The sequence below is a fragment of the Pantoea sp. GD03673 genome (assembly GCF_029844725.1).
Taxonomy (GTDB): Bacteria; Pseudomonadota; Gammaproteobacteria; order Enterobacterales; family Enterobacteriaceae; genus Pantoea.
On sequence record NZ_JAOCKJ010000003.1, the window covers coordinates 212,769 to 236,133 of the forward strand.

Sequence of the window (23,365 nt, forward strand, 5' to 3'; positions counted from 1 at the left end):
AAAAGGCAATCACTGTCGCATTCTGGTAGACAATTAAGCGCGGGATGGGGGATTACACTGTCAGCTGCTGGCACGCACCACCAGCTCACCCGGCATGATCACGCACTGGGAAGGGGCGTCGGGCCGGGCAATTTTTTGCAGGACCAGTTCACAGGCCCGGCGGCCTATCTCTTTTGAGGGCTGCGCCAGGGTTGTCAGCGGGGGCGATACCATCTCAGCCAGTTCACTGCCGTCGAATCCCACCACGGCAATATCCTCAGGAATCCGCAGATTCGCCTGCTGAATCGCCGCCATCGCACCGGCTGCCAGCGTATCGGAAACGGCAAACACCGCGTCAGGCCGCTGCTCGCCCGCCAGCAGCTGATTCATGGCGGCTTTACCAGCGCTGAAGCTCAGCTCACTGGCATACGCAATCGCCTGCCACGCCAGGCGCTGTGCTGTAAGCTGTTGTGCATAGCCCGCCTGACGCAGGCGGGCATACCGGTAGCTGAGATCGTGATTGATCAGGGCGATACGCTGACGTCCCCGCCCGGCCAGATACTGCACCACTGACTGTGCAGCTGCGTCATCATCAATGCCAACGCAGGAGACCTGGCCAGTGTCATCATGTTCGGCACACTGAACCCAGGGGGCTGCACCTATCCGCTGGCTCAGCTCCGGCAGTTTGCTGAAGGCATCCATCGTAATAATGCCATCCACCATTTTGCCGGAAAGCAGTTGCAGGCTGGAGCGGGAACGTTCTGTATCCGCCCCCGAATTACACAACAGGATGCGATAGCCATTTTTCTCAGCGTGGGCCTCAATGCCCTTAACCACCTCGGCGCAAAAGGGGTTGGAGATATCTGAAACCAGCACCAGAATCATCGAGCTGCGCGCCGTACGAAGCTGGCGTGCCAGCAGGTTGGGCTGATAGTGGCTCTCTTCAATTGCCGCGAGCACCTTCTGACGGTTAGCCGGTTTTACGCTGTCGCTGTTATTCAACACCCGTGAAACTGTGGCAACTGAAACACCCGCCATCCGGGCGATGTTCTGAATTGACATAACGATCCCTCTGTTTTAATTCCTGTGAAGCCCACACAGCGTTCCGCTGATTCCACGCTGTCCCTCAGGCGTCGCACTCCAGACCCAGCTGACGGCGTACTGATGGGGCGTTCTCTGTTGACGCAGCAAAATCATCAAAAGCGCGATCGGCCACCGGGATGATATGCCGACGGATAAATTCTGCGCCCTCACGCGCCCCCGTTTCGCCCTCCTTCAGGCAGCACTCCCACTCCAGCACCGCCCAGCCGTCAAAGTCATACTGCGCCAGCTTGCTGAAGATGCGGCTGAAGTCGATCTGCCCGTCGCCCGGTGAGCGAAAGCGTCCGGCACGTGCCAGCCAGGGCTGATAACCGCCATACACGCCGCTGCGCCCGTTCATCTGATATTCGGCATCCTTAACGTGAAAGGCTTTGATGCGGGAATGATAGAGGTCGATGAACTGCAGATAATCGATGTGTTGCAGCAGCAGGTGGCTGGGATCAAACAGGATATTGCAGCGCGGATGGTCATTCACCTCCGTCAGAAAACGCTCAAACGTGACACCGTCATGCAGGTCTTCGCCGGGGTGAATCTCATAGCAGAGGTCAACGCCGTGATGATCAAACACGTCCAGAACCGGCAGCCAGCGCCGTGCCAGCGTGGTAAATGCCTCACGGAACATCGCTTCATGATGCGGGGGCCAGGGGTAAAACCAGGGCCACGCGAGCGAGCCGGAAAAAGTGGCGTGTGCGCGCAGACCGAGTTTTTCCGAGGCCGCTGCCGCCCGCTTCAACGTGGCGATAGCCCAGTCGGTGCGCCGGGCGGGATCGCCTCGCAAGGCCGCCGGGGCAAAATTATCAAATGCGAGGTCGTACGCCGGGTTCACCGCCACCAGCTGACCTTCAAGATGGGTGGACAGTTCGCTGATCTCCAGCCCGAAACCGGCCAGGGTGCCCCGCACCTCGTCGCAGTAAGTCTGGCTGACCGCGGCCTTTTCCAGGTCGAAAATAGCGGGCTGGTGACAGGGGACTTGCAGTGCCCGGTATCCCAGTCCTGTGGCCCATTCCGCCAGACCTGCCAGCGTGTTAAAAGGCGGCTCGGTGGTGATAAACTGCGACAGAAAGATGCCTGGTCCCTTAACTGTTTTCATCAGTAACTCCGGGGTTCCGCAACCGTTAATCACGGTATTTAAACGAGAAGAAGAAAAGCATCGCAATCAGCGCGGCCGCAACGGCGGGGATCCACCAGAACAGTGCCCAGCTCTGCGCGCTGACCTGACCGGCTACCAGCTGGTTATAGAGCGCCCCGGAGATTTGCGATCCCAGCAGCATGCCCACGCCGTAGGTGAACATCACCACCATGCTCTGTGCCTGACCTTTTACCTTTTCACCGGCAACGCGATCGGTGTAGATAAAGCCCACCACAAAGAAAAAGTCATAGCAGATGCCATGCAGCAGAATGCCGAGGTAGATTAGCGTGCGCGTCTCATCACTCATGCCCAGCGCAAACAGGGCATAGCGGACAAACCACGCCGTCATGCCAGTCAGCAGCATGTACTTCACGCCCAGACGGCGAAACAGCAGCGGGATAATCAGCATAAAGGCAATTTCAGACATCTGACCCAGCGACATCAGCGTACTCACTTCGCGGATACCGGCATCGGCCAGCCAGGAGGCCGTAAAGGCGTAATAGGTGCCGAGGGGTATTGAGATCAGGGTGGCACACAGCGCAAAGATCATGAAATGCCGCAGGCGCAGCAGCGCGAAGGCGTCGGCACAGAAGAGATCGCGGAGTTTTAACGGCGAGCCCTTAGCCGGTGCCGGGGTGTGTGGCAGCGTCAGGCTGTAGAGGGCAAGCAGGACCGAACAGAGTGCCGCCAGCTGGAACACCGCCACGCTGTCTGCAATGCCGGTGACGCCGATAAAGATTCCCGCCACAATCCAGCCGATGGTGCCGAAGACCCTGACGATGGGAAAACTCAGTCTGCTGGCAAGGCTGTGAAAAGCGATATTATTCGAAAGCGCCAGCGTCGGCATAAAGCAGAGCGTATAGCCAAATAACAGCGCAATCAGCAGCGCCCCATTTTCTGGGATCAGCGCCTGAGGCACAAACCAGAGCATCGCTGCGCCCGCCAGATTCATCACCGCCATGACTTTCTGCGAGGCAAAAAAGCGATCCACCAGCATGCCGAGCACAAACGGCGAGAGGATGGACGCGACAGGACCGGCCGAAAACGCATCCCCAATCAGCAACGGCATGTTGTGACGGGTCATCACCAGCCCCAGCGTGACCGACCAGCTGCCCCAGATAAAGAACTGCATAAACATCATCAGAGAAAGACGCGGCACCAGTAGCTTATGCTGCACCCGCTGACCTGCACTCTCCTGCACCGTTGCAATCATGGGAACCTCACGAATAAGTAATCGATTACTTTCTGGATGAGTCAAAAGTAATCGATTACAACCGGGCTTTCTTTCGCCGCGATCACAGATTGTTAACCCTGCGTTATCATCTTTTAAATGCCAGAGTCGGGATGCCGCGACAGGATCAGGTCGTCATGTCCCCTACCCGCGCTTTACGAAAGCGGTAACGCTCATACAGCACCGAATAGAGGCCGCCCGTCACCACCAGCACCGCGCCGATGACCGTGGTAGTGGTCGGCAGGTTACCCAGCAACAGGTATCCCACCGCGACGGACCAGATAAGCGTCGTATAGTCGAACGGGGCCAGCAACGAGGCTTCGGCATAGCGCAGGCTCAGGGTCATCAGAATCTGCGTGATGCCCCCCAGCAGCCCGCACCCAACGAGCAGCGCTATCTGATTTCCGTGCGGCATTTTCCAGCCGCCCGGCAGCGTGACCAGCGACGTTAACGCGGTGGTCACGGCGAACCAGAAGGCGATAGCGCCCGGCTTCTCTTTGCCGTTAAGAAACCGAATCTGGACCAGCGCGCAGGCGGTACAGAAGGCCGCCATCAGCGCCAGCAGAATGCCCGCCGAGGCAGAGAGTGAAAACGTGACCTGACTCGTCAGCGAAAGGTGCCCGGAAAACATCACCAGAATGCCGCTGAACCCCGTAAAGACCGCCACCCAGCGAGAATGACGCACTTTTTCACGCAGCAGCAGCGCCGCCAGCAGCACGGTAAACAGCGGCGCGGCATAGTTAATGGCGGTGGCATCGGTCAGGGAAATGTAGAGCAGCGACAGATAACTGAAATAAAGGCCGCCGGTTCCGGCCAGGCCGCGCACGAAGTGACCGCGAATATTGCGGGTGCGGATGCCATCCAGCACGCTGCCCTGAATGCGCAGCCAGATTATCAGCGGGACCAGAGCCAGCAGCGAGCGGAAAAAAATTACTTCACCGACCGGAATGGCCCCATCCAGTCCTTTAACACAGGCCAGCATCAGCGTGGAGCTCAACGCAGCTGTGATCTTCATCGCTATGCCAGCGGACGCGTTCATACGGTTTTTAATCTCAGTGGGGGAAATAAGCAGCAAAATCAGCAGACTCAGACTCCATACTGGCATAATGCTGTGCAGCAATCTGCCGTGGTTGCGCCGCAGACGGCAGATTATCTTTTTTTAGCGCCGCAGTTCGGCATGAAGAGGCATGTGGGTCCCTGTCCATGCTGGCAGACTCTGCGTGCTGCCCGGTTTACGGGCCGCGTCTCATAAGGAACGGGAGTCACCGATGATGCTGCGCCTGCAATGGCAGAACCTGTTGCAGCGCCTGTTGCAGCGCCTTTGATGCCACCAGGAGCCGCACCGGCTGCTACACCTTCAGGGCCACCTGCCCATCCCTGAAAACGCCTCCCTTACGGCACCTGCGCTGGCATGCACCACGCGCTGCATCGTGCGATACGCAAGAAGGACAGCCTCGCTCAAAGTGCGAATTCGCATGACCACCAGATGCCCTGCTCATTTCACTTAAGTCCCGCTCTCAATTTTTTGCTTTAAAATAAAGCGCTTGTGAATGACAGGCACGATCGCCATTGTTAAAAAAACATAGGCAACGATGAGGCTGTACAGGGATCCTTCAGATACATCCAGCCTTCCACACATGATCCCCAGAGGAATACAGAGCAAAAGAAAGCCCCCCTCAATAAGCAAAAGTGAAAAAACGTTTTTCATGCGTGATGCGTTACGATTCTTTTTAATCATTATTCCGGCCTGCATATTATTGCAACGCAAAAAACCCGCACAAGGCGGGTTCTTTTATTATCAATTCAGGCTTAACTGCTCAGGCTGTTACCGTCATCGCGATCGTAAGCGTTATTGATAACAGAGGCTTACATAGGTACGACGTTTGCCGCTGAAGGACCTTTCGCGCCGTTTTCAATAGTGAATTCGACCTGCTGGCCTTCGTCCAGAGTTTTATAATCGTTGCTCTGGATGGCAGAGAAATGTACGAATACATCTTTGCTGCCGTCCTGAGGAGAGATAAAACCGAAGCCTTTACCCGCGTCAAACCATTTTACTAAACCAGTCATTTTACCAGACATCGATATTTCCTTAATTTATGAGCCACAAGTGGCAGAGATGGCCTGTCTTCCAGAAGGTTACTTACCAGGATTTTAGGAGGAGACTCATGAAGAAGGGGTATCTTGAGATATCGCTTGCACTGAGGACTGCTTGACTAAAACTGCTTTGATAAGGTCTGTGTTCCAAACCGAGGTCGCTATTAAGTCATGCCTGAACAACTTAAGCAAACATTATTTTAATTTAATTTTAACATCCAGACGCCCGGAGCGACCTGATTGATTTTTAACGTCTTTTCAGTTTTCAGGGCTGTCGGATGGATAATGATTGCTGAACGGTCAGATTATTTAAAACGAACTTATTAGCGTCGCAGAAAATGTTACGACAGATCCGGGCAAATGAGGCGCAGCGATCATCCCTGTCGCTACGCCCTGTAAGGGTTCGGTCAGACTGGCTGAACCTGCTGACGGGCAGCGTGACGCGCCGTCATCACAAACACCATCAGACCGGCTACACCCAGCGCCACACCGACCCAGGCAGTGGAGATCCAGCCATAGCCCAGCGACACCGTCAGCCCACCCAGATAAGCGCCCATCGCATTGGCGATATTCAGCGCCGAGTGGTTCATCGCCGCCGCCAGCGTTTGCGAATCATTGGCGACATCCATCAGGCGAATCTGCAACGACGGCAGCAGTACCGAGCAGGTGCCAATCAGGAAGGTCGCCAGCAGTCCGGTCGCCACATGCTGAACCAGCACCGGGAAGGCCAGCATCACCAGCACGTTCCATAACAGCGTCCAGCCAATGATATTCAGCACCGCACCCTCTGCCAGTCGGCCACCCGCCAGATTACCGATGATCATCCCCAGTCCAAACGCCACCATCGCCCAGGGGATCAGCGAAGGAGAGATGCCAGCGATATTGATCAGCGTCGGTGCGATATAGCTGAAGATGGCGAACATGCCGCCAAAGCCGACCGCGCCGACCAGCAGGGTCAGCAGCACCTGTACGTTTTTCAGTGCGCCCAGCTCGCGCAGCGGATGTGCATCCGCATCGCCGGGGGTATAAGGCACATAGCGCCCAATCAGCAGGCAGGTCAGCAGACCAATCGCGCCCACAAAGGTGAACACCACGTGCCAGCTGAAGAGCTGCCCAATCCAGGAGCCGAGCGGCACACCTATCAGGGTCGCTACCGTCAGTCCCAGCATCAGCGACGCCAGCGCACGACCGCGTCGTTCAGGCGGCACCAGTGATGCCGCCACCAGCGATGCCACGCCAAAGTAAGCGCCATGCGGCAGGCCCGTGAGAAAGCGCGCCACCAGCAGGCCGTGATAGCTGTCGGCCAGTGCGCTGGCGACATTGCCGATGCTGAACAGCGCCATCAGGATCAGCAGCAGGGATTTACGCGCCATCCGTGCCGCCAGCACGGCAATCACCGGTGCGCCCACCACGACACCCAGCGCGTAACTGGCGATGGCGTTGCCCGCCTGCGGTTCAGTAATCGCCAGAGAGCGTGAAACATCGGGCAGCAGGCCCATCATGATGAACTCACCCGTCCCGATACCAAACCCGCCCAGCGCAAGCGCCATTAACGCCCAGCGGACAAAACCGGCATCGTCGGTTTTATGCTTATTTTTTAACAAAATTGATTCCCAATGACCTGAACTGAAAAGCGGACGTGAGCCGGCGGGAGAAAGCAGAACAGGTTCCCGTCCGGATGAAGCGGCCAGACTATAGAAAGTCAGGCCGCAGTAAGCAACCCATTTTGTGATCTGGCGCACACCTTCGTTTGCAGGTTGTGACGCGTGAGTAACCCCAGAGACGGCATCCCGGACTCAGGGCGCGGATGCGGGCAAATCAGTGTGCGCCGGTGCTTACCCGGCGGCCAATGTCTTTCAGCTGCGAATATTTCTCCAGCAGCTGAGGGCCATCATCCAGGCTCATGGCAAACATCCACATATAGGTCATCACCGAATAGATGTGACCCGCACTCAGGCCGCTCCGGTTCGACATCACCGCGATGGTGACCGCAAAGAGCAGCGCTGCCACGCTACCGATAGCCAGATAACCGCACGCTTCCCGATCCGACAGGCGAATCCGCAGACTGGCGAGCACGCCGTAGTGACGGCTGAGTGACGCGGCGTTTGCGTTGCTGACAAAACGCACCTCTTTCTCCAGCCGGTTGTTCAGGCGGCCAAACAGCGCATCGTTTTTGCGGGTAAAGCCCGGCAGGAAACAGGCGAAGAACAGCAGGATCGCCAGACATCCCACGCCCGTCCAGAACTCAATAGCCAGCAACATTACTGCGGCACCGGTCATGGAGGCCAGCGAGGTAATCAGCACCGGCAGATGCTTTTCAAAAAAGTCCACGAACTCGCGGGATAAAGCTACCCGCGCGGCAATCGTAGACGCACTCTGTTTTTCGCTGCGTTGTGCCACAATCACCGGCACAGCCAGTTCTGCGTAAATGCGGGCAAAAGTGCGGGTATCGACGCTGCGCCGTGCCGCGCCAATGGCCCACATGGTAAAGACCATGGCCGCATAGAGTACCGCATGCCAGGTTTTGCCGGAGAGGATGGCATTGATCGCAAAGCCCGCCAGCAGCGGATAAAGCAGATACATGACGTTTTCAGCCACCACCAGCAGCAGCGTGAAGAACAGCTTGCGGCTATGGCGGCGGCCAAGCATTTTTAATGTCAGAATGGCGCTGCGGGGTTGTGCGACCGGCAGGATCGTTTTCAGGGGAAGCATAGTTTCTGTTTCTGATATAGTGATTCTTGAGCGGTTGCTCAAGTACGAAAAGCAGTCTATTTGAGCAATTGCTCAAAGTCAACACGACGGTGATAGAGAGAATAATGAAAGAGTCAGCGGAAGCATTGAGAACCCGAATCCTGGATGCAGCGATTGCGTTGTTTATTGAGAAAGGGATTGAAAAAGTCACCACCCGGGAGCTCACCGAGTCCGTGGGTATTTCACGCAGCCACATTTACCACTACTTCAGTAACTGGCAGACGCTCTGCCTGGCGGCGCTGGAACGCTTTATGCGGGTCGATTTTGAAGATTTTGCCGCTGAACTGGCCGTGCTCACGCCCCGTCAGCGGCTGCATACCCTGTTTGAAAGCCATCTGCCGGATGCGCCGGATGCCACCTGGCAACTCTATGCCTCGTTCTGGCAGATGGCAGCGCACAATGACGCTTATGCGGCGCTGGCAGAAGAGATGACAGACGTGTGGCAGGCACTGGTAGAGGGGATAATTCGTGACGGCGTCACTGACGGCACGCTGCGGTGTGAGAATGTGCCCCGCACCGCCAGGCAAATCAGCGCCATGCTTAATGGCTATGCGGATTTACTGACAATAAATCCTTCGGCGTCCAAAGCTCGCGAAGCATTGGCAGACCTGAACCAGTTTATTGAGTGTGTCCTCTCATGATGCCGGTTACCTGCTTATTAACCCTCAGCCTGTGGCCATATATTAATTAAATGTTAAAGAAAGGTTTATTATTTTAATTGGTCTGCGGTTTTCAGTGGCTATTAATGCAGCTTCGTCAGTAAAACTGACTTATGCTTTTTATGTCTGAGAAGCCCCCTTTTTGATAGCGTTTTTAGCCGGAAACAGCTATTTACACAGATTATTATCATTGACTTAGCGCATGTTAAGACAGGTAAGCTGGTGTTTTTACGCCATTTATTAGAAAGCCGTTACCGAAGCGGCAATAATGCATGCGGTCACAAACCCACCAACTGATTGATTCATATAGCAAAGAATCTGTTATCGCCCGATAAAATTAATCATTGAGTCGGACCTGAAAAACACCTATATTGGCCGCGCTTTTCACATAGCCACCCATTTTAATTCATTTATTCAACTGTGACGCTACGCCCCCGTCCCGGTTGTAGGAGAGATATGATGACGGATAAAGTCCGTATTGATAGTTTGAATGCACAGAACTTAGACGCAACCAACGCAACGTATTTAGCCCGTCAGGCTGAATTTGAATCAAACGTTCGAAGTTATCCTCGTAAATTGCCGTTCGCGATTGCGAAAGCTCAGGGTGTCTGGATCACCGACGTTGAGAACAATCAGTATCTCGACTGTCTTGCGGGTGCGGGAACGCTGGCATTGGGTCATAACCATCCAGACGTTCTGCAGAGCATTCAACATGTCATTACCAGCGGCTTGCCGTTACATACGCTCGATTTAACTACGCCGTTAAAAGATGCGTTCTCTGAGTACCTGCTCTCTTTATTACCGGGCCAGGGCAAAGAGTACTGCCTGCAGTTTACCGGTCCGTCCGGCGCAGATGCCGTTGAAGCGGCGCTGAAACTGGCGAAAAAGCACACCGGTCGCTCCGGTATCATCAGCTTCTCGGGTGCGTATCACGGTATGACCCACGGCGCACTGTCGGTCACGGGCAACCTGTCTCCGAAAGAAGCCGTAGACGGCATGATGCCGGAAGTGCAGTTCATGCCTTACCCGCACCTTTATCGCTGCCCGCTGGGCATTGGCGGTGAAGCAGGCGTAAAAGCACTGACTTACTACTTCGAAAACCTGATCAACGACGTTGAAAGCGGCGTCCGCAAACCGGCAGCAGTGATTCTGGAAGCGGTTCAGGGTGAAGGCGGGGTTAACCCGGCACCGGCTGAATGGCTGCAGCGCATCCGCAAAGTGACCAAAGAGCATGGCATTCTGCTGATCATCGACGAAGTCCAGGCGGGTATTGCCCGTACCGGTAAATTCTTCGCCTTTGAGCACGCGGGTATTGAGCCAGACATCATCGTGATGTCCAAAGCGGTCGGCGGCGGTCTGCCACTGGCGGTACTGGGTATTAAGAAAGAGTTCGATGCCTGGTCTCCTGGCCACCACACCGGCACCTTCCGTGGCAACCAGCTCGCCATGGCTACCGGCCTGACGACGCTGAAGCTGCTGAAAGAGAACAATATCGCAGACAAAGTCGCCGCACAGGGCGAATGGCTGAAAGGCAAACTGGGCGAGCTGCAGCAGCGCTACCCGGTCATCGGCAACGTGCGCGGTCTGGGTCTGATGATCGGTATTGAGCTGGTGAAACCTGACGAGCCTGCTGACCATATGGGCAGCTTCCCGGCAGACGGTGAGCTTTCTGCTCTGGTACAGAAAAAATGTTTTGAGAACGGCCTGATTCTGGAGCGTGGCGGACGTCACGGCAGCGTTTTACGTCTGCTGCCTTCCCTGCTGATCACAGATGCAGAACTGGACGTCTTCATGGATAAATTTGAAAACGCCCTGCTGTCCGCTGGCGTGAAAGCAGTTTGAGTGGAGTGAATGCAATGTCCCGGTTAAACCCGATTCTGGCGGCCTCAGCACAGAGTACCGAGGCCTACCAGCAGGCGATTGCCCAGAGTAGCGCGGCCGTCGTTAAGTGGCTGGAACAACCTGAGATGTATCAGGGAAAAACCGTCGCAGAGCTGCGCGAGCGCATCACGCTGGACTTCAATCCTCAGGGCCTGGGTAACCAGGCCGCGATTGAACGCGCCATCGAGTACTTTCTCAAAGACAGCCTGTCGGTGCATCACCCACAGTGTGTGGCGCACCTGCACTGTCCGAGCCTGGTGATTAGCCAGGCGGCAGAAGTCCTGATCAACGCCACCAACCAGAGCATGGATTCATGGGATCAGGCACCCTCTGCCACCCTGATTGAAATGAAGCTGATTGAGTGGCTGCGTACGCAGGTGGGTTATCAGCCCGGCGACGCGGGCGTCTTCACCAGCGGCGGCACCCAGAGCAACCTGATGGGTCTGATGCTGGCGCGTGACGCCTGGTTTGCCCGTCAGGGTCATTCTGTACAGCAGGATGGCTTAACCGGCGATCTGAAGAAGATCAAAGTCTTCTGCTCAGAGAACGCGCACTTCTCAGTGCAGAAGAACATGGCGCTGCTGGGTCTGGGCTATCAGTCTGTCACGCAGGTGAAATGCGATAGTTTTGCCCGTATGGATATGGATGACCTGCGCCACAAGCTGGCGGCATCCAAAGCCAACGGTGAAAACATTCTGGCGATTGTTGCCACCGCAGGTACGACTGATGCTGGTGCGATCGATCCGCTGCGCGACATCGTGGCGCTGGCAGCTGAAGAGAACATCTGGGTTCACGTTGATGCGGCATGGGGCGGCGCGCTGCTGCTTTCTGAAAAGTACCGTGACTATCTGGACGGCATTGAGCTGGTCGATTCCATCACACTGGACTTCCACAAGCAGTTCTTCCAGACCATCAGCTGTGGTGCTTTCCTGCTGAAGGAAGCGCGTCACTATGAGCTGATGCGTTATCAGGCGGCCTACCTGAACTCTGAGTTTGATGAAGCGCAGGGCGTGCCGAATCTGGTATCGAAGTCTCTTCAGACCACCCGCCGTTTTGATGCACTGAAACTGTGGATGGGTCTGGAAGCGCTGGGTCAGAAGCAGTATGCCGAAATCATCGATCACGGCGTGACGCTGGCGCAGCAGGTTGCCGGGTACGTTGATGAGCAGCCCGCGCTGGAGCTGGTGATGAAACCGCAGCTCGCCAGCGTGCTGTTCCGCTATCGTCCGGCACACCTGGCGCACCTCAGCAGCGCGGATATCGCCTTGCTGAACCAGCGTATCGGCGATGCCCTGCTGGAGTCAGGCCGCGCCAACGTGGGTGTGACCGAGCACGACGGTGTCACCTGCCTGAAGATGACCCTGCTGAACCCGACAGTAACGCTGGACGATATCAAAGTGTTGCTGACCCTGGTGGAAACCACGGCACAGCAGCTGGTGTAATTCAGCGCGTCTGACTACACCCCTAAAGGCGCCTTCGGGCGCCTTTTTCTTTCTCTGCCGCTACGGATAACCCAGGCACCTTTACCACGCGCACCTGCCCGGCTTTACCCATCACAGCGCCCCCAATACGTGACGTTGTGTTCCGTCAACATCACGCGTGATAAATCTGCTTATTAAGCGCGTTTAATCGTGAACCCGCATTACCTTTTTATCTGATATTAATTAACCGCATCACGATCAAAAAATAACACCTCTTTTTCAGTCATAATACTCAAATTAACGTATTGATTAGCCGTTAATTACGGCAAGTCATCAGGGTTTATAAATTCCACAGGAGTTATTGCTTATGCTGCTGCGTAAATTAATTATCATTATTCTGGGTCTGATTATGGCGGTGGTCATTATTATTGCCGACAACCACGCTCATAAAGTGCATTCCCGTGATCATATTTTCAGTTTATTTTCATCGCAGGACCACTGATCTGCCCTAGCGCATGCCCGACCGCACTCACGCAGGATGCTGCCCTGTTCCTGTTGCCGTGGAAGCAGTGGTTTAATCCTCACTTAATAATGGCTGTCGCGTGTCATTCGGGTCAGGCAAATAATATCAAGGGCCGCATAACCGACATGCAGCCTGCCGGACGTCATTCCTTTATCCTGAACTCAGCGCGACGGTGGCTCATCCAGCAGCCGCAGGTGGTCATCTTTATTCAGCGTCATCAGTGCAATAATACTGACCTGCGCAGTCGCCATCACATACCAGGCGGGAATATCCGGGTTGCCGGTCTCTTTAATCAGGCTGGTAATGATCAATCCGGCGCAGCCGGAAAACACCGCGTTAGAAAGCGAATAGGCCAGACCCAACCCGGTGTAACGAACGCGCGTGGGAAACATCTCGGCCAGCATTGCGGGCCCTGGCCCCGCCAGCAAGCCGACCACGCCACCGGCGACAAAGACCACCAGCGCTTTAAGCAGCAGGCCGGTGTTCTCTGCCTGCAATATGTTTAACAGCGGCAGAGAAAGCACCAGTAACAGCACCGCCGCAGAGACCATGACCGCACGGCGGCCAATTCTGTCGCTCAGCATGCCAGCCGGGATGATGGTCGCGGCAAAGCCAAGGTTCGATATCACCGCAATCAGCAGTGCCTGATTAAAACCGGTATGCAGCGATGCCTGCAGGTAGGTGGGCATGATCACCAGCCAGGTGTAACCTGCTGCTGACCACACCATCAGGCGGCAGATACCGAGCAGAATCGTTTTCAGCGTGTCACCCAGGCTGGCGTCCACTTTTGCCGGGGTCTGCGCCTGCTGCTGAACAAACGCAGGGGTCTCTTCCATCTGAACCCGCAGCCAGAGCGCCAGTGCGCCCAGGGGAAGCGCAATAAAGAACGGGATGCGTCAGCCCCAGCTCAGCATCTGAACCGGCGTGAGCAGCACCGGGAGCAGCGCCACGATGCCCGCGCCTGCCAGCAAACCCAGCGCCACGGTAAAGGATTGCCAGGCACCATACAGGCCACGCCTGCCACGCGGTGCAAACTCGGTCATCAGCGAAACCGCCCCGCCATACTCGCCTCCCGCGAACAGCCCCTGCAGGATACGCAGACCGGTAATGATGAGCGGGGCCAGAATACCTATGCTGGCGTAAGTAGGCACCAGCCCGATAGCTGCTGTCGCCAGGGTCATCATGATCAACACAAAAATCAGCGTGGGTTTACGCCCGATGCGATCCCCCATCCTGCCAAAAATAATCGCACCCAGAGGACGAAAGAAAAAGGCGATGGCGAACGACGCATAGGTCAGGAGCAGCCCGGTCAGCGCGGATTCGCCCTCCAGCCGGAAAAAATTCTGCGCAATTACCGTGGCAAGAAAGCCGTAGACCGCAAACTCATACCATTCAATGAAATTACCCACCGACCCGGCAAGCAGGGCACGTTTTCGGCTGGCGGAGGAGAGCAGAGTTTCGGCGGGTAACGTCATGGCAGGCGATCCTTTTTAACGCCTCATCAGTTGCTTATGATTAGCACAATCGCTGAATAACTGCGCAAACTTCTGCCGGTCGCGTTAACGCCGACACAAAAATTCAGGGTTGTGCGCCCTTACACGCCCTTTTTCATCCTGAGTCCTTGCACAACCGCTTTACGGTTGTCAGGATGTGCGGCATTGAATGAATCAGGCGAAGAGATAATGAACGCACACACCTCAAAAGATCCGCTGCATGGCGTTACGCTGGAAATGCAGATAAACAGTCTGGTGGCGCAGTATGGCTGGGCGGAGCTGGGAAAACGGATCAACATTAACTGCTTTAAAAGCGATCCCAGCGTGAAGTCGAGCCTGAAGTTTTTACGCCGTACCCCGTGGGCGCGGGCTGAAGTCGAAGCACTCTACCTGGCCTCGTTAAACGCGCATCCGGCATCACGCGACGCATCGGCTGAAGAGGCCGAACAGCCACCCGCTTGCGATCCGTGGGGCAACTGGCGCGGTAACACACCGCAGTAACGCTGAACAGGCACTAAAAAAGCCCGCGCAGGCTAACCTGTGCGGGCTTTTTTTACGTCAGGCTGTCATTACAGCGCCATGTCGTGTTTCGCTGAAGGCGCGGCCTGCTGCGGCTGTGCGGCTGGCGCGTCTGTGGCTTTACCTTCCATGTTGATGACAGGCGGTGTGGTCAGCTGCAGGGTAGCAGCGGTTTCATTCCAGACCTGCTGCAGCAACGGCACGTTGTCATTCAGTTTCTGACCGTAGCCTGGGATCATCTTATGGATCTTGGCCTGCCATTCCGCGGACTTGAACTCTTCCGGGAACAGTTTCTGCATCACGCTCAACGCAATAGGCGCGGCGGTCGATGCACCAGGAGAAGCACCCAGCAGGGCGGCCACAGTTTTCTGCTGATCGGTCACAATTTCTGTACCCAGTTTCAGCACGCCACCTTTTTCAGCATCTTTCTTGATGATCTGCACACGCTGACCGGCCTGAATCAGTTTCCAGTCCTCTTTCTTCGCGTCAGGATAGTACTCTTTCAGCGATTCAAAGCGATCTTCATCACTCAGCATCACCTGTCCGATCAGGTATTTCACCAGGTCGAAGTTATCCATACCGACATCGGTCATAGGCCCGATGTTATGGGTGGTGGTGGTGCTCAGCAGATCAAACAGCGAACCGTTTTTCAGGAACTTGGTTGAGAAGGTCGCAAACGGTCCAAACAGCACGACGCGTTTGCCATCCAGATAACGGGTATCCAGGTGCGGAACGGACATCGGCGGTGCGCCGGTTGATGCCTGGCCGTAGACTTTAGCCAGATGACGCTCGGCAATCGCGCTGTTCTCGCTAACCAGGAATGAACCGCCGACCGGGAAGCCAGCATAGTTTTCTGCTTCCGGGATGCCGGTCTTCTGCAGTAATTTCAGCGCGCCGCCGCCCGCACCGATAAAGACATATTTCGCATCAACGGCACGTTCGTTACCGTTTTTGGCATCTTTAATGGTGACGTGCCAGGAGTTGTCGCCGTTACGTTTGAAATCGGTGACTTCAGACGAGGTTTCCAGACGGAAGTTTTCATTCTTCTTCAGGCTGCCGATCAACTGACGGGTAATTTCACCGTAGTTCACGTCGGTGCCAACAGGGGTCCAGGTTGCGGCCACTTTCTGCTGAGGATCACGACCTTCCATCACCAGCGGTGCCCACTGCGCGATCTGCTTGTGATCGGTAGAGAACTTCATCCCCTGGAACAGCGCGGTTTTCTGCAGCGCAGCATAGCGTTTGGTCAGGAAGTCAACGTTGTCGCCCCAGACAAAGCTCATGTGTGGCGTTGAGTTGATGAAAGAGCGCGGATCGTGCATCACGCCCTCTTTAATCTGTGCGGTCCAGAACTGGCGGGAAACCATAAAGGCTTCATTGATTTCCAGCGCTTTGGTGACGTCGATCGAGCCGTCTTTACGCTCAGGCGTATAGTTCAGCTCCATGTTGGCAGAGTGACCAGTACCGGCGTTATTCCAGCCGTTAGAGGATTCCAGCGCCACGCCATCCAGCTTCTCGACCATGATCTGCTTCCAGCCAGGCTGCAGCTCTTCCAGCATGGTGCCCATTGAGGCGCTCATGATGCCGCCGCCGATTAACAGGACATCCGTTTTTTCTGGTGACGTTTCAGCATGGAGGGCTGAAGAAACTAACAAGGCCGCGAGGGAAAGGGTGGGAATAACTTTCTTTGAATTCATCATTTTAATCTACAGCTCAGACGGTACTGGTTAAAAAAAGTCCTCAAAGTTTAAAATAATGTTATTTATGAGTTAACGTGAAAATAGTTATAAAATTAAAAATAGCAATTTAGCCTTATTTTAATTACAAAAGGCTTACCGAACTACTCACATATTTTAACCACACATTAAGGGTGTCCTTTGAATTATACAATCCCCTAACCCAAATATTGTTACGGGTCTGTCGCCGGTGCGCAGACCGCTAAAACTGTACTGATGCGGTGAGTTAGCGTATGTTTCCAGCCGATCCCCTACCCGTGCTGAACATCAATGACAAGCCAACCACAGAACCGATTTGCCGTGACTAAACGACCCATGAAACTCAGTACCCTGACCACCCTGATGATGACGGCTGTTATCGTTACCGTGCTGCTCGCTGTCCATCTGCTCTATTTCGTTCAGATTGATAACTTCGCGCAGTCGCATCTTAAGGACAAAGCGATGGCGGTGGCGCGAACGCTGGCAGACAGCCCTGAAGTGCAGCGCGGATTGCTGTTACCGGACGGCAGCAGCCAGATTCAGCCGCTGGCGGAAGCCGCCCGTAAACGTAACGGCCTGCTGTTTGTGGTGGTGACGGATATGCGCGGCATCCGCTTTTCACACCCGAATGCTGCGGTGATCGGCAAACATTTTGTCGGCAATGACATCTATCCCACCCTGGCCGGGCGAGAGAATGTGGCGGTGAATCATGGGGTGCTGGTTGAAGCACTGCGGGTGTTTACGCCGGTCTTTAACGCACAGCATCAGCAGATTGGCGTGGTGGCCATCGGCATTGCGCTGAACGATGTGGCGGCACAGATTGCCAAGAGCCGCTGGAATATCGTCTGGACCGTGCTGTTTGGCGGCCTGGTCGGGCTGCTGGGTATTCTTATTCTGGTCAGGCGGCTCAAGAACATACTGCTGGGGCTGGAGCCGCATGAAATCTCCAGCCTGTTTGAACAGCGTCAGGCGATTCTGAACTCCATCAAAGAAGGCGTTATTGCGGTGGACGATCAGTCGCGCGTCAGTCTGATCAACCACGCGGCTCAGCAACTGTTGCATGAAACCACCCGCAAAATGCCGTTAAGTGGCGACCTGATTGCCGAAGAGAGCGTAATGCACCGCCATCAGCAGGATGCGCTGCATGCGGGCAAAGCCTGGCACGATCAGGAACTGACGCTGGGCAACCGTATCCTGATCAGTAACACCGTGCCGGTGCGCAGTCGTGACCGCATTATCGGCGCGGTGACCACCTTCAGGGACAAGACCGAGATCAGCCAGCTGATGCAGCGTCTGGACGGCATGGTAAACTATGTAGACGCGTTACGTGAGCGGTCCCATGAGTTCATGAACAAGCTGCATGTGATTCTGGGCCTGCTGCATATGAAAAATTATGCCCAGATGGAAGAGTACATCCTGAAAACCGCTAACGCCTATCAGACGGAAATCGGGTCGCTGCTGCAAAAGATCAAATCGCCGATCATCGCCGGTTTCCTGCTCAGCAAAATCAACCGGGTGACCGACGAAGGCCACCAGCTGATTATTGATGAAGCCAGTTTTCTGCCGGACTGCGGCAGCGAGGAGCAAGGCGCAGTCCTGATTACCGTGCTGGGCAATCTGATTGAAAATGCCCTTGAGGCGCTGGACCCGGAAACCGAAGGCGAAATTCACCTCATGCTGCACTATCAGAATGGCTGGTTAGCCTGTGAAGTGAGTGATGACGGGCCGGGTATCGACAGCGCGCAGCTCAGCACCATTTTTGAGCGCGGCGTCTCGTCAAAAGGTGAAGATCGCGGTGTCGGGTTATTTCTGGTTAAACAGCAGACCGAAAGCCTGGGCGGCAACGTCAGTGTTGAGTCGGAACCGGGCGTGTTTACCCAATTCTTAGTGCAACTTCCGTGGGAGAGAGGAATGATTACCCAATGATCAATGTGTTAGTTGTCGATGATGACGCCATGGTAGCCGAGCTGAATCGCTGTTATATCGGGCAGATCCCAGGTTTTACCTGCTGCGGCACGGCGTCAACCTTACAGCAGGCCAAAGAGCGGCTGGCTCAGGCTGAGCCACCGGTTGATCTGATCCTGCTGGATATTTATATGCAGCAGGAGAACGGTCTCGACCTGCTGCCGGAGCTGCGCAGTGCAGGACGCCCGGTGGATGTCATTATTATCTCGTCAGCGGCCGATGCCGCCACGATCAAGACTTCGCTCAACTATGGCGTGGTGGATTACCTGATCAAGCCTTTCCAGTTTGCCCGCTTTGAAGAGGCGCTGACCGGCTGGCGTCAGAAGAAATCGCTGATGGACAATCATCAGTTCTATCAGCAGTCGGACGTGGATCAGCTGCTGCACGGAAACCCGCCAGGGGCCAGCGAACAGAAACGCCTGCCGAAAGGATTAACGCCCCAGACGCTGCGCACCCTGTGCCTGTGGATCGACGCCCATCCCGGCACCGAGTTCTCAACCGACGAACTGGCAACGGAAGTGAATATCTCGCGCGTCTCCTGTCGCAAATATCTGATCTGGCTGGCCCAGATTAATATCCTGTTCACCAGCATTCACTATGGTGTTACGGGCCGTCCGGTTTACCGCTATCGGCTGCAGCCGGAGTATCACACCCTGCTCAAACAATACTGTCAGTGAGACAACCAGTAGTCCGCGTTCAGTAACTGAAAAGAAAAGTGACGTTGTGACGAGCAGATGATCTGCCTGTCACGGGTCACGAAAATGGCTTCAATGCCCGGTTTATCTGCCAGGCAGGCGATGCCCTTTTCAACACCCAGCCCATACAGCAGCGTGGTATAGATGTCGCCATCCAGCGAGCGATCGGAAATCACGGTGACGCTCAGGAGTTCATTATCCAGCGGATAGCCGGTGTGTGGGTCAAGGATGTGGTGATAACAGACGTCATCCACCTCGAAATAGCGCTCATAGATACCGGATGTCACCACCGAGCGGTTATTGACGCCGATGACGCCTATCAGCTCATCGGCCTGACCAAACGGCTTTTTCAGACCGATTGCCCAGCCCGCTGCTTCTGGCGGCGCACCCACCGTCTGAACGTTTCCACCCAGATTGATCAGCGCACTGCTGACCTGCTGCTGACGTAAAAACGCCTGTACTACGTCGGCAATGTACCCTTTGGCAATAGCCCCCAGGTCAATCTCCATGCCCGGCCGGGCCAGCATAACGCTACGGGCAGCGGCATCAAGAATAACGTCATGCGGATTAATCAGTGCCATGCGCGCCTGAAGATCGGGTGCTGACGGCACGCTATGGCCCTGAAAACCGATTTTCCAGCACTTGACCAGCGGACCAATCGCCAGATTAAACAGGCTGTCGGGCAACAGGCTCACCGCATGCGCACAGGCGATCAAATCAAACACGGGCGCACTGACAACCACCGGATGCACTCCCGCCGCGTGGTTAATCGCCATGACTTCCGACGCCGCACGGTTCACGGTGAAAAGGTTCTCCTGCTGTTTGATCAGGCGGAAAACCTGTCCGGCCAGCGTTTGATTGTCGTCGAAGAGTTTTAGCAGGATGGGCGAACCCATTAAGACAGCGGAGTAAGCATAGACACGCGCATCAGTTAACATAGGCGACTCTGCTTTGATGAGGAAAAACCGGCACCCGCCTATGCGGATGCCGGAGACGACCGTTAACGTCGGGCGTAAGCGGCGGCGTTACCCCCGGCCAGGATACCGAAGATGATGATATCTGCCACGGCATTCCCCCCGATACGGTTTGCGCCGTGAATGCCGCCAACCACCTCGCCACACGCCCAGGCACCGTTAATCACCTGTTTCTGGCTGTCCAGCACTGCGGTGGTGGTGTCGATGGTGACCCCGCCCATCGTGTGGTGTACGCCCGGTGCGACGCGAATCGCGTAGAACGGGGCTTCACTCAGCGGATGACGCAGCGCGGTCTGACGACCAAAATCTTCGTCTTTCTGCATAATCACAAAGTTATTGTAACGTGCCAGCGTCGCTTCCAGGGTGTGATGCTCGCTCATGTTGAGTTTCACCGCCAGTTCCGCGACGGTTGGCGCGCTGACCACAAAGCCTTTGGCGATATATTCGTCAGCCGCTTTGTTATTCATGCGCACCTGCTCGTCAAACACAATCCAGGCACTCTTCTCTGGCAGGGCGATAATCTGCGCCGAGACTTTGTCGCGGGTCTCCATTTCGTTGTAGAAACGCTTGCCCGCCTGACTGACCAGGATAGCGCCGCCGCCGCGAATGGATTCAGAGACCAGATAAGAAGTGGTCTGCTCCACCGTTGGGTGAATCTGAATCTCACCCATGTCCACCGTACCGGCACCAATTTTCTCCAGCATCGCAATACCGCTACCGGTAGCACCTTTGTGGTTGGTGGTAACAAAGCCATCAAGTTCCGGGCGGTATTTCACCACCAGCTCCCGGTTCGCACTGAATCCGCCGGTGGCCACAATCACGCTTTTAGCGTTCAGGATACGGCTGTCGTTGTATTCATCGACCACTTTCACCCCGGTTACTGCGCCGTTCTCATAGAGAATTTCCGCCACTGAGGTTTCCAGCAGGACTTCAATATTGCGGCTGTTGATATTTTTCACCAGGCCGCTAATCAGGAAGCCACCCACCGCTGAACGGTCTGCCGGGCGGTGTGTACGATCAATGCTCATCCCGCCGGTAATGGTGATGTCGTTCAACTCAATGCCGTGATTCGCCAGCCACTCAATCGCCTCAGGAGCCAGGTCCACAAACTCACGCAGCAGTACCGGGTTGTTTTTGAACTGACCGCCTTTCAGTGTTTCTTCGTAGAACAGCTCTTTGCTGTCTTCGATGCCTTTAAGTTTCTGGAAACGGGTTTCAGCCGCGTTCATACCCACAGACGCTTTAATGGTGTTGCCGCCAATCGTCGGCATCTTCTCGATGATAACCACGCGCGCGCCTTCATCATGCGCCTGAATTGCCGCCGCCAGACCGGCACCCCCGCTGCCCACAATCACCACATCATAGTTCTGCGGTGCATTCGGGTTGCCCCCTTCATCAATTACATGCGCTTTACTGGAGGTGGTCATGGCACGGGAGACCGCTTTTTTCAGCGCCTCACTCTGGGTGGTCGCGCCGGTAATGGCATCGACGTGCGGGCTGTTCGCCACAAGAATACGACTACGCAGACTTTCAAAGGTGGTTGTGAAATCAACATCCAGCGTGTCATCCGGCACCAGCGTGATGTCGGTGATACGGTCGGTATCCAGCGTAACGTTGATTTTCAGCTTCAGCGCTTCGGCTTCCACTTTTTCCTGGTAAACGCCCGCTTTGTATTTACGACCTGACTCGCTCATGTCGCGGATCATCGCGTCGACCAGCGAGAAGCGCCACAGCGGTTCGGGAATCTGCAATTCTTCACGTTTGTTGCTGTCGATGTAGAGTTCGAGATGTTCGTTATTGATGATGCGGTCAGCCCAGTTCGGATAGGCGATACAGGCTTTACCAATCGCCACCAGGTCGTAGCCTTTCTCCAGCGCCAGTTCAGCGTCAGCTTTATTCACTACGCCGCCAACCCCAATCACCGGCACTTTTGCCAGCACAGGCGAACGCATTGCTACGAATTTCTCAATCAGCGGCGTCGGGTCCTGGGTATCCACAATGGAAGGACGCAGCAGCTGGCCGACGGAGAAGTGAACATAGTCGAGTCCGCGTGCGGCCAGTTTTTCCAGCAAATAGAGGGTGTCATCGAAACGGATGCCGGGCACTTCAATCTCTTCCGGCGAGAAGCGATAGCCGATGATGAACGAGTTGTGGGCGAAGCGCTCAGCCATCTTGTGGGTGATTTCCAGCACTTCCAGCGGGAAGCGTGCACGGTTATCGCGGCTGCCGCCCCACTTGTCATCGCGCTGGTTAGAATTCGGTGAGTAAAACTGCTGAATCAGATAGGTGTTGGCACCATGAATTTCAACACCGTCGAAACCCGCCTTGATGGCGCGGTTCACCGCATCACCAAATTTGGTGATCATGGTGTCGACTTCATCGGCGCTCAGCGCCAGCGGCTGGGTGGCCCCTTCGCGTGGTGCCGCAATGGCACTCGGTGCAACCGGTGTTTTGCCGCCGATCAGCTCCGGCTCGACCATGCGGCCACCGTGATAGATCTGCAGAATGGCGGTTGAGCCTTCAGATTTGATCGCGTCCGCAATACGTTTCAGACCGGGGATTTTATTGTCGCTGTCGATAGCAATGGCACCCGGAAAGGCCGGGCCACGGTTATCAATAAAGCAGCACTCAACAATCACGGTGCCGATACTGCCAGCACGTGCGCGGTAATATTCGACCAGCTCGCTGGTGACCGTTCCGTCATAAAAACCGGTACAGGTGGTCATCGGTGCCATCACCAGTCGGTTTTTTAAAACAGCGCCGCCAGGCAGGGTAAGAGGATTAAGGATGGGGGTGAGAGATTTCATTGCGATAAACTCCAAGATTTAAAAGTCTGGAAATTTTTTAGCGGACGCAAATTATCGCTTAATTAAGTGGTCCGATGTCATGACTCTAATATACCCTTTTCTTTGCTTTCATAAGCGATAAATTTACTTTTTTAACTTTTAAACGATTCAGAGTTTTTATTTGCCGAATTGAGCAGGTGACGTTATATTAATTGTTGACCAAGGGTAACTAAAAATCAACCATTCATTTACATAAATAATTTACCCTTTTTGATCATGATGTTATGATAAGTCACTTGGTTTAACCCCTTCAGAGATTTGGCGATCAGCTTCACAAAACTGTAAGAATGTCGATGCCAGGAATATAAATAAAAAATAAATGTTAAAAACAGGGAATAATGAATAAATTTCTTTGATCTGGATCAAAATCTATATTTGCAAAAATCGCA

At 54.9% G+C, this 23,365-nt stretch carries 19 protein-coding genes and 1 pseudogene; 8 read left to right on the top strand and 12 right to left on the bottom strand.

What is annotated here, in order from left to right:
* Positions 1-60: 60 nt before the first annotated feature.
* The 4 genes from N5J69_RS06910 to N5J69_RS06925 form a co-directional block, all read right to left on the bottom strand.
* Positions 61-1,041: a LacI family DNA-binding transcriptional regulator gene (locus tag N5J69_RS06910; RefSeq protein WP_279769069.1), complete on the bottom strand. Its 981-nt coding sequence runs from the start codon at positions 1,039-1,041 to the stop codon at positions 61-63.
* Between the two features lie 64 nt (positions 1,042-1,105).
* Positions 1,106-2,170, bottom strand: coding sequence for a sugar phosphate isomerase/epimerase family protein (locus N5J69_RS06915; RefSeq protein ID WP_279769071.1), 1,065 nt, complete (start codon positions 2,168-2,170; stop codon positions 1,106-1,108).
* A 25-nt stretch (positions 2,171-2,195) separates the two neighbouring features.
* Positions 2,196-3,422, bottom strand: a complete 1,227-nt coding sequence (locus N5J69_RS06920; RefSeq protein ID WP_279769073.1) for an MFS transporter — start codon at positions 3,420-3,422, stop codon at positions 2,196-2,198.
* 145 nt (positions 3,423-3,567) lie between these two features.
* Positions 3,568-4,479 carry a DMT family transporter gene (locus N5J69_RS06925; RefSeq protein WP_279769075.1) on the bottom strand — a complete coding sequence of 304 codons (912 nt, stop codon included), beginning with the start codon at positions 4,477-4,479 and terminating at the stop codon, positions 3,568-3,570.
* 148 nt (positions 4,480-4,627) lie between these two features.
* Here N5J69_RS06925 and N5J69_RS06930 point away from each other — a divergent pair, with 148 nt between their 5' ends.
* Positions 4,628-4,765, top strand: coding sequence for a hypothetical protein (locus N5J69_RS06930; protein ID WP_279769076.1), 138 nt, complete (start codon positions 4,628-4,630; stop codon positions 4,763-4,765).
* 179 nt (positions 4,766-4,944) lie between these two features.
* Here N5J69_RS06930 and N5J69_RS06935 read toward each other — a convergent pair whose 3' ends face one another.
* From N5J69_RS06935 to N5J69_RS06950, 4 genes are all read right to left on the bottom strand, one after another.
* Positions 4,945-5,178 carry a hypothetical protein gene (locus N5J69_RS06935; protein WP_279769077.1) on the bottom strand — a complete coding sequence of 78 codons (234 nt, stop codon included), beginning with the start codon at positions 5,176-5,178 and terminating at the stop codon, positions 4,945-4,947.
* A 128-nt stretch (positions 5,179-5,306) separates the two neighbouring features.
* On the bottom strand, positions 5,307-5,519 hold the full coding sequence (gene cspA, locus N5J69_RS06940) for an RNA chaperone/antiterminator CspA (RefSeq protein ID WP_279769079.1): 213 nt from the start codon (positions 5,517-5,519) through the stop codon (positions 5,307-5,309).
* Positions 5,520-5,941: 422 nt separating this feature from the next.
* Complete coding sequence (locus N5J69_RS06945; RefSeq protein ID WP_279769080.1) at positions 5,942-7,138, bottom strand: MFS transporter; 1,197 nt, start codon at positions 7,136-7,138, stop codon at positions 5,942-5,944.
* 214 nt (positions 7,139-7,352) lie between these two features.
* Positions 7,353-8,246, bottom strand: a complete 894-nt coding sequence (locus N5J69_RS06950) for an ABC transporter six-transmembrane domain-containing protein (protein WP_279769083.1) — start codon at positions 8,244-8,246, stop codon at positions 7,353-7,355.
* Positions 8,247-8,350: 104 nt separating this feature from the next.
* Between N5J69_RS06950 and N5J69_RS06955 the strand changes: the two genes are divergently transcribed.
* From N5J69_RS06955 to N5J69_RS06970, 4 genes are all read left to right on the top strand, one after another.
* Positions 8,351-8,926: a TetR/AcrR family transcriptional regulator gene (locus N5J69_RS06955; protein ID WP_279769085.1), complete on the top strand. Its 576-nt coding sequence runs from the start codon at positions 8,351-8,353 to the stop codon at positions 8,924-8,926.
* Positions 8,927-9,400: 474 nt separating this feature from the next.
* Positions 9,401-10,786, top strand: coding sequence for a diaminobutyrate--2-oxoglutarate transaminase (locus N5J69_RS06960; RefSeq protein WP_279769086.1), 1,386 nt, complete (start codon positions 9,401-9,403; stop codon positions 10,784-10,786).
* Between the two features lie 14 nt (positions 10,787-10,800).
* Positions 10,801-12,267, top strand: a complete 1,467-nt coding sequence (locus N5J69_RS06965; protein ID WP_279769087.1) for an aspartate aminotransferase family protein — start codon at positions 10,801-10,803, stop codon at positions 12,265-12,267.
* 346 nt (positions 12,268-12,613) lie between these two features.
* Positions 12,614-12,748, top strand: coding sequence for a hypothetical protein (locus N5J69_RS06970; protein WP_279769088.1), 135 nt, complete (start codon positions 12,614-12,616; stop codon positions 12,746-12,748).
* 182 nt (positions 12,749-12,930) lie between these two features.
* On the opposite strand, the pseudogene N5J69_RS06975 reads toward N5J69_RS06970, so the two are convergent.
* Positions 12,931-14,244, bottom strand: a pseudogene (locus N5J69_RS06975) (MFS transporter).
* Between the two features lie 207 nt (positions 14,245-14,451).
* On the opposite strand from N5J69_RS06975, the gene N5J69_RS06980 reads away from it, so the two are divergent.
* Positions 14,452-14,763, top strand: coding sequence for a VF530 family protein (locus N5J69_RS06980; RefSeq protein ID WP_279769089.1), 312 nt, complete (start codon positions 14,452-14,454; stop codon positions 14,761-14,763).
* Positions 14,764-14,831: 68 nt separating this feature from the next.
* Here N5J69_RS06980 and mqo read toward each other — a convergent pair whose 3' ends face one another.
* A complete protein-coding gene (gene mqo / locus N5J69_RS06985; RefSeq protein ID WP_279769090.1) occupies positions 14,832-16,481 on the bottom strand; it encodes a malate dehydrogenase (quinone) in 1,650 nt (549 codons plus the stop codon).
* Positions 16,482-16,832: 351 nt separating this feature from the next.
* On the opposite strand from mqo, the gene dcuS reads away from it, so the two are divergent.
* Positions 16,833-18,422 carry a DcuS/MalK family sensor histidine kinase gene (gene dcuS / locus N5J69_RS06990; RefSeq protein ID WP_279769091.1) on the top strand — a complete coding sequence of 530 codons (1,590 nt, stop codon included), beginning with the start codon at positions 16,833-16,835 and terminating at the stop codon, positions 18,420-18,422.
* Entirely contained in the window at positions 18,419-19,138 is a 720-nt protein-coding gene (gene dcuR, locus N5J69_RS06995) for a two-component system response regulator DcuR (RefSeq protein ID WP_279769092.1), read from the top strand. The genes dcuS and dcuR overlap by 4 nt, the downstream gene beginning before the upstream one ends.
* Here dcuR and N5J69_RS07000 read toward each other — a convergent pair.
* Both N5J69_RS07000 and N5J69_RS07005 read right to left on the bottom strand, forming a co-directional pair.
* On the bottom strand, positions 19,132-20,094 hold the full coding sequence (locus N5J69_RS07000; RefSeq protein WP_279769093.1) for an FAD:protein FMN transferase: 963 nt from the start codon (positions 20,092-20,094) through the stop codon (positions 19,132-19,134). The genes dcuR and N5J69_RS07000 overlap by 7 nt on opposite strands.
* A 62-nt stretch (positions 20,095-20,156) precedes the next feature.
* Positions 20,157-22,937 (bottom strand): flavocytochrome c, encoded by a 2,781-nt coding sequence (locus N5J69_RS07005; protein WP_279769095.1) that lies wholly within the window; start codon positions 22,935-22,937, stop codon positions 20,157-20,159.
* Positions 22,938-23,365 lie beyond the last annotated feature (428 nt).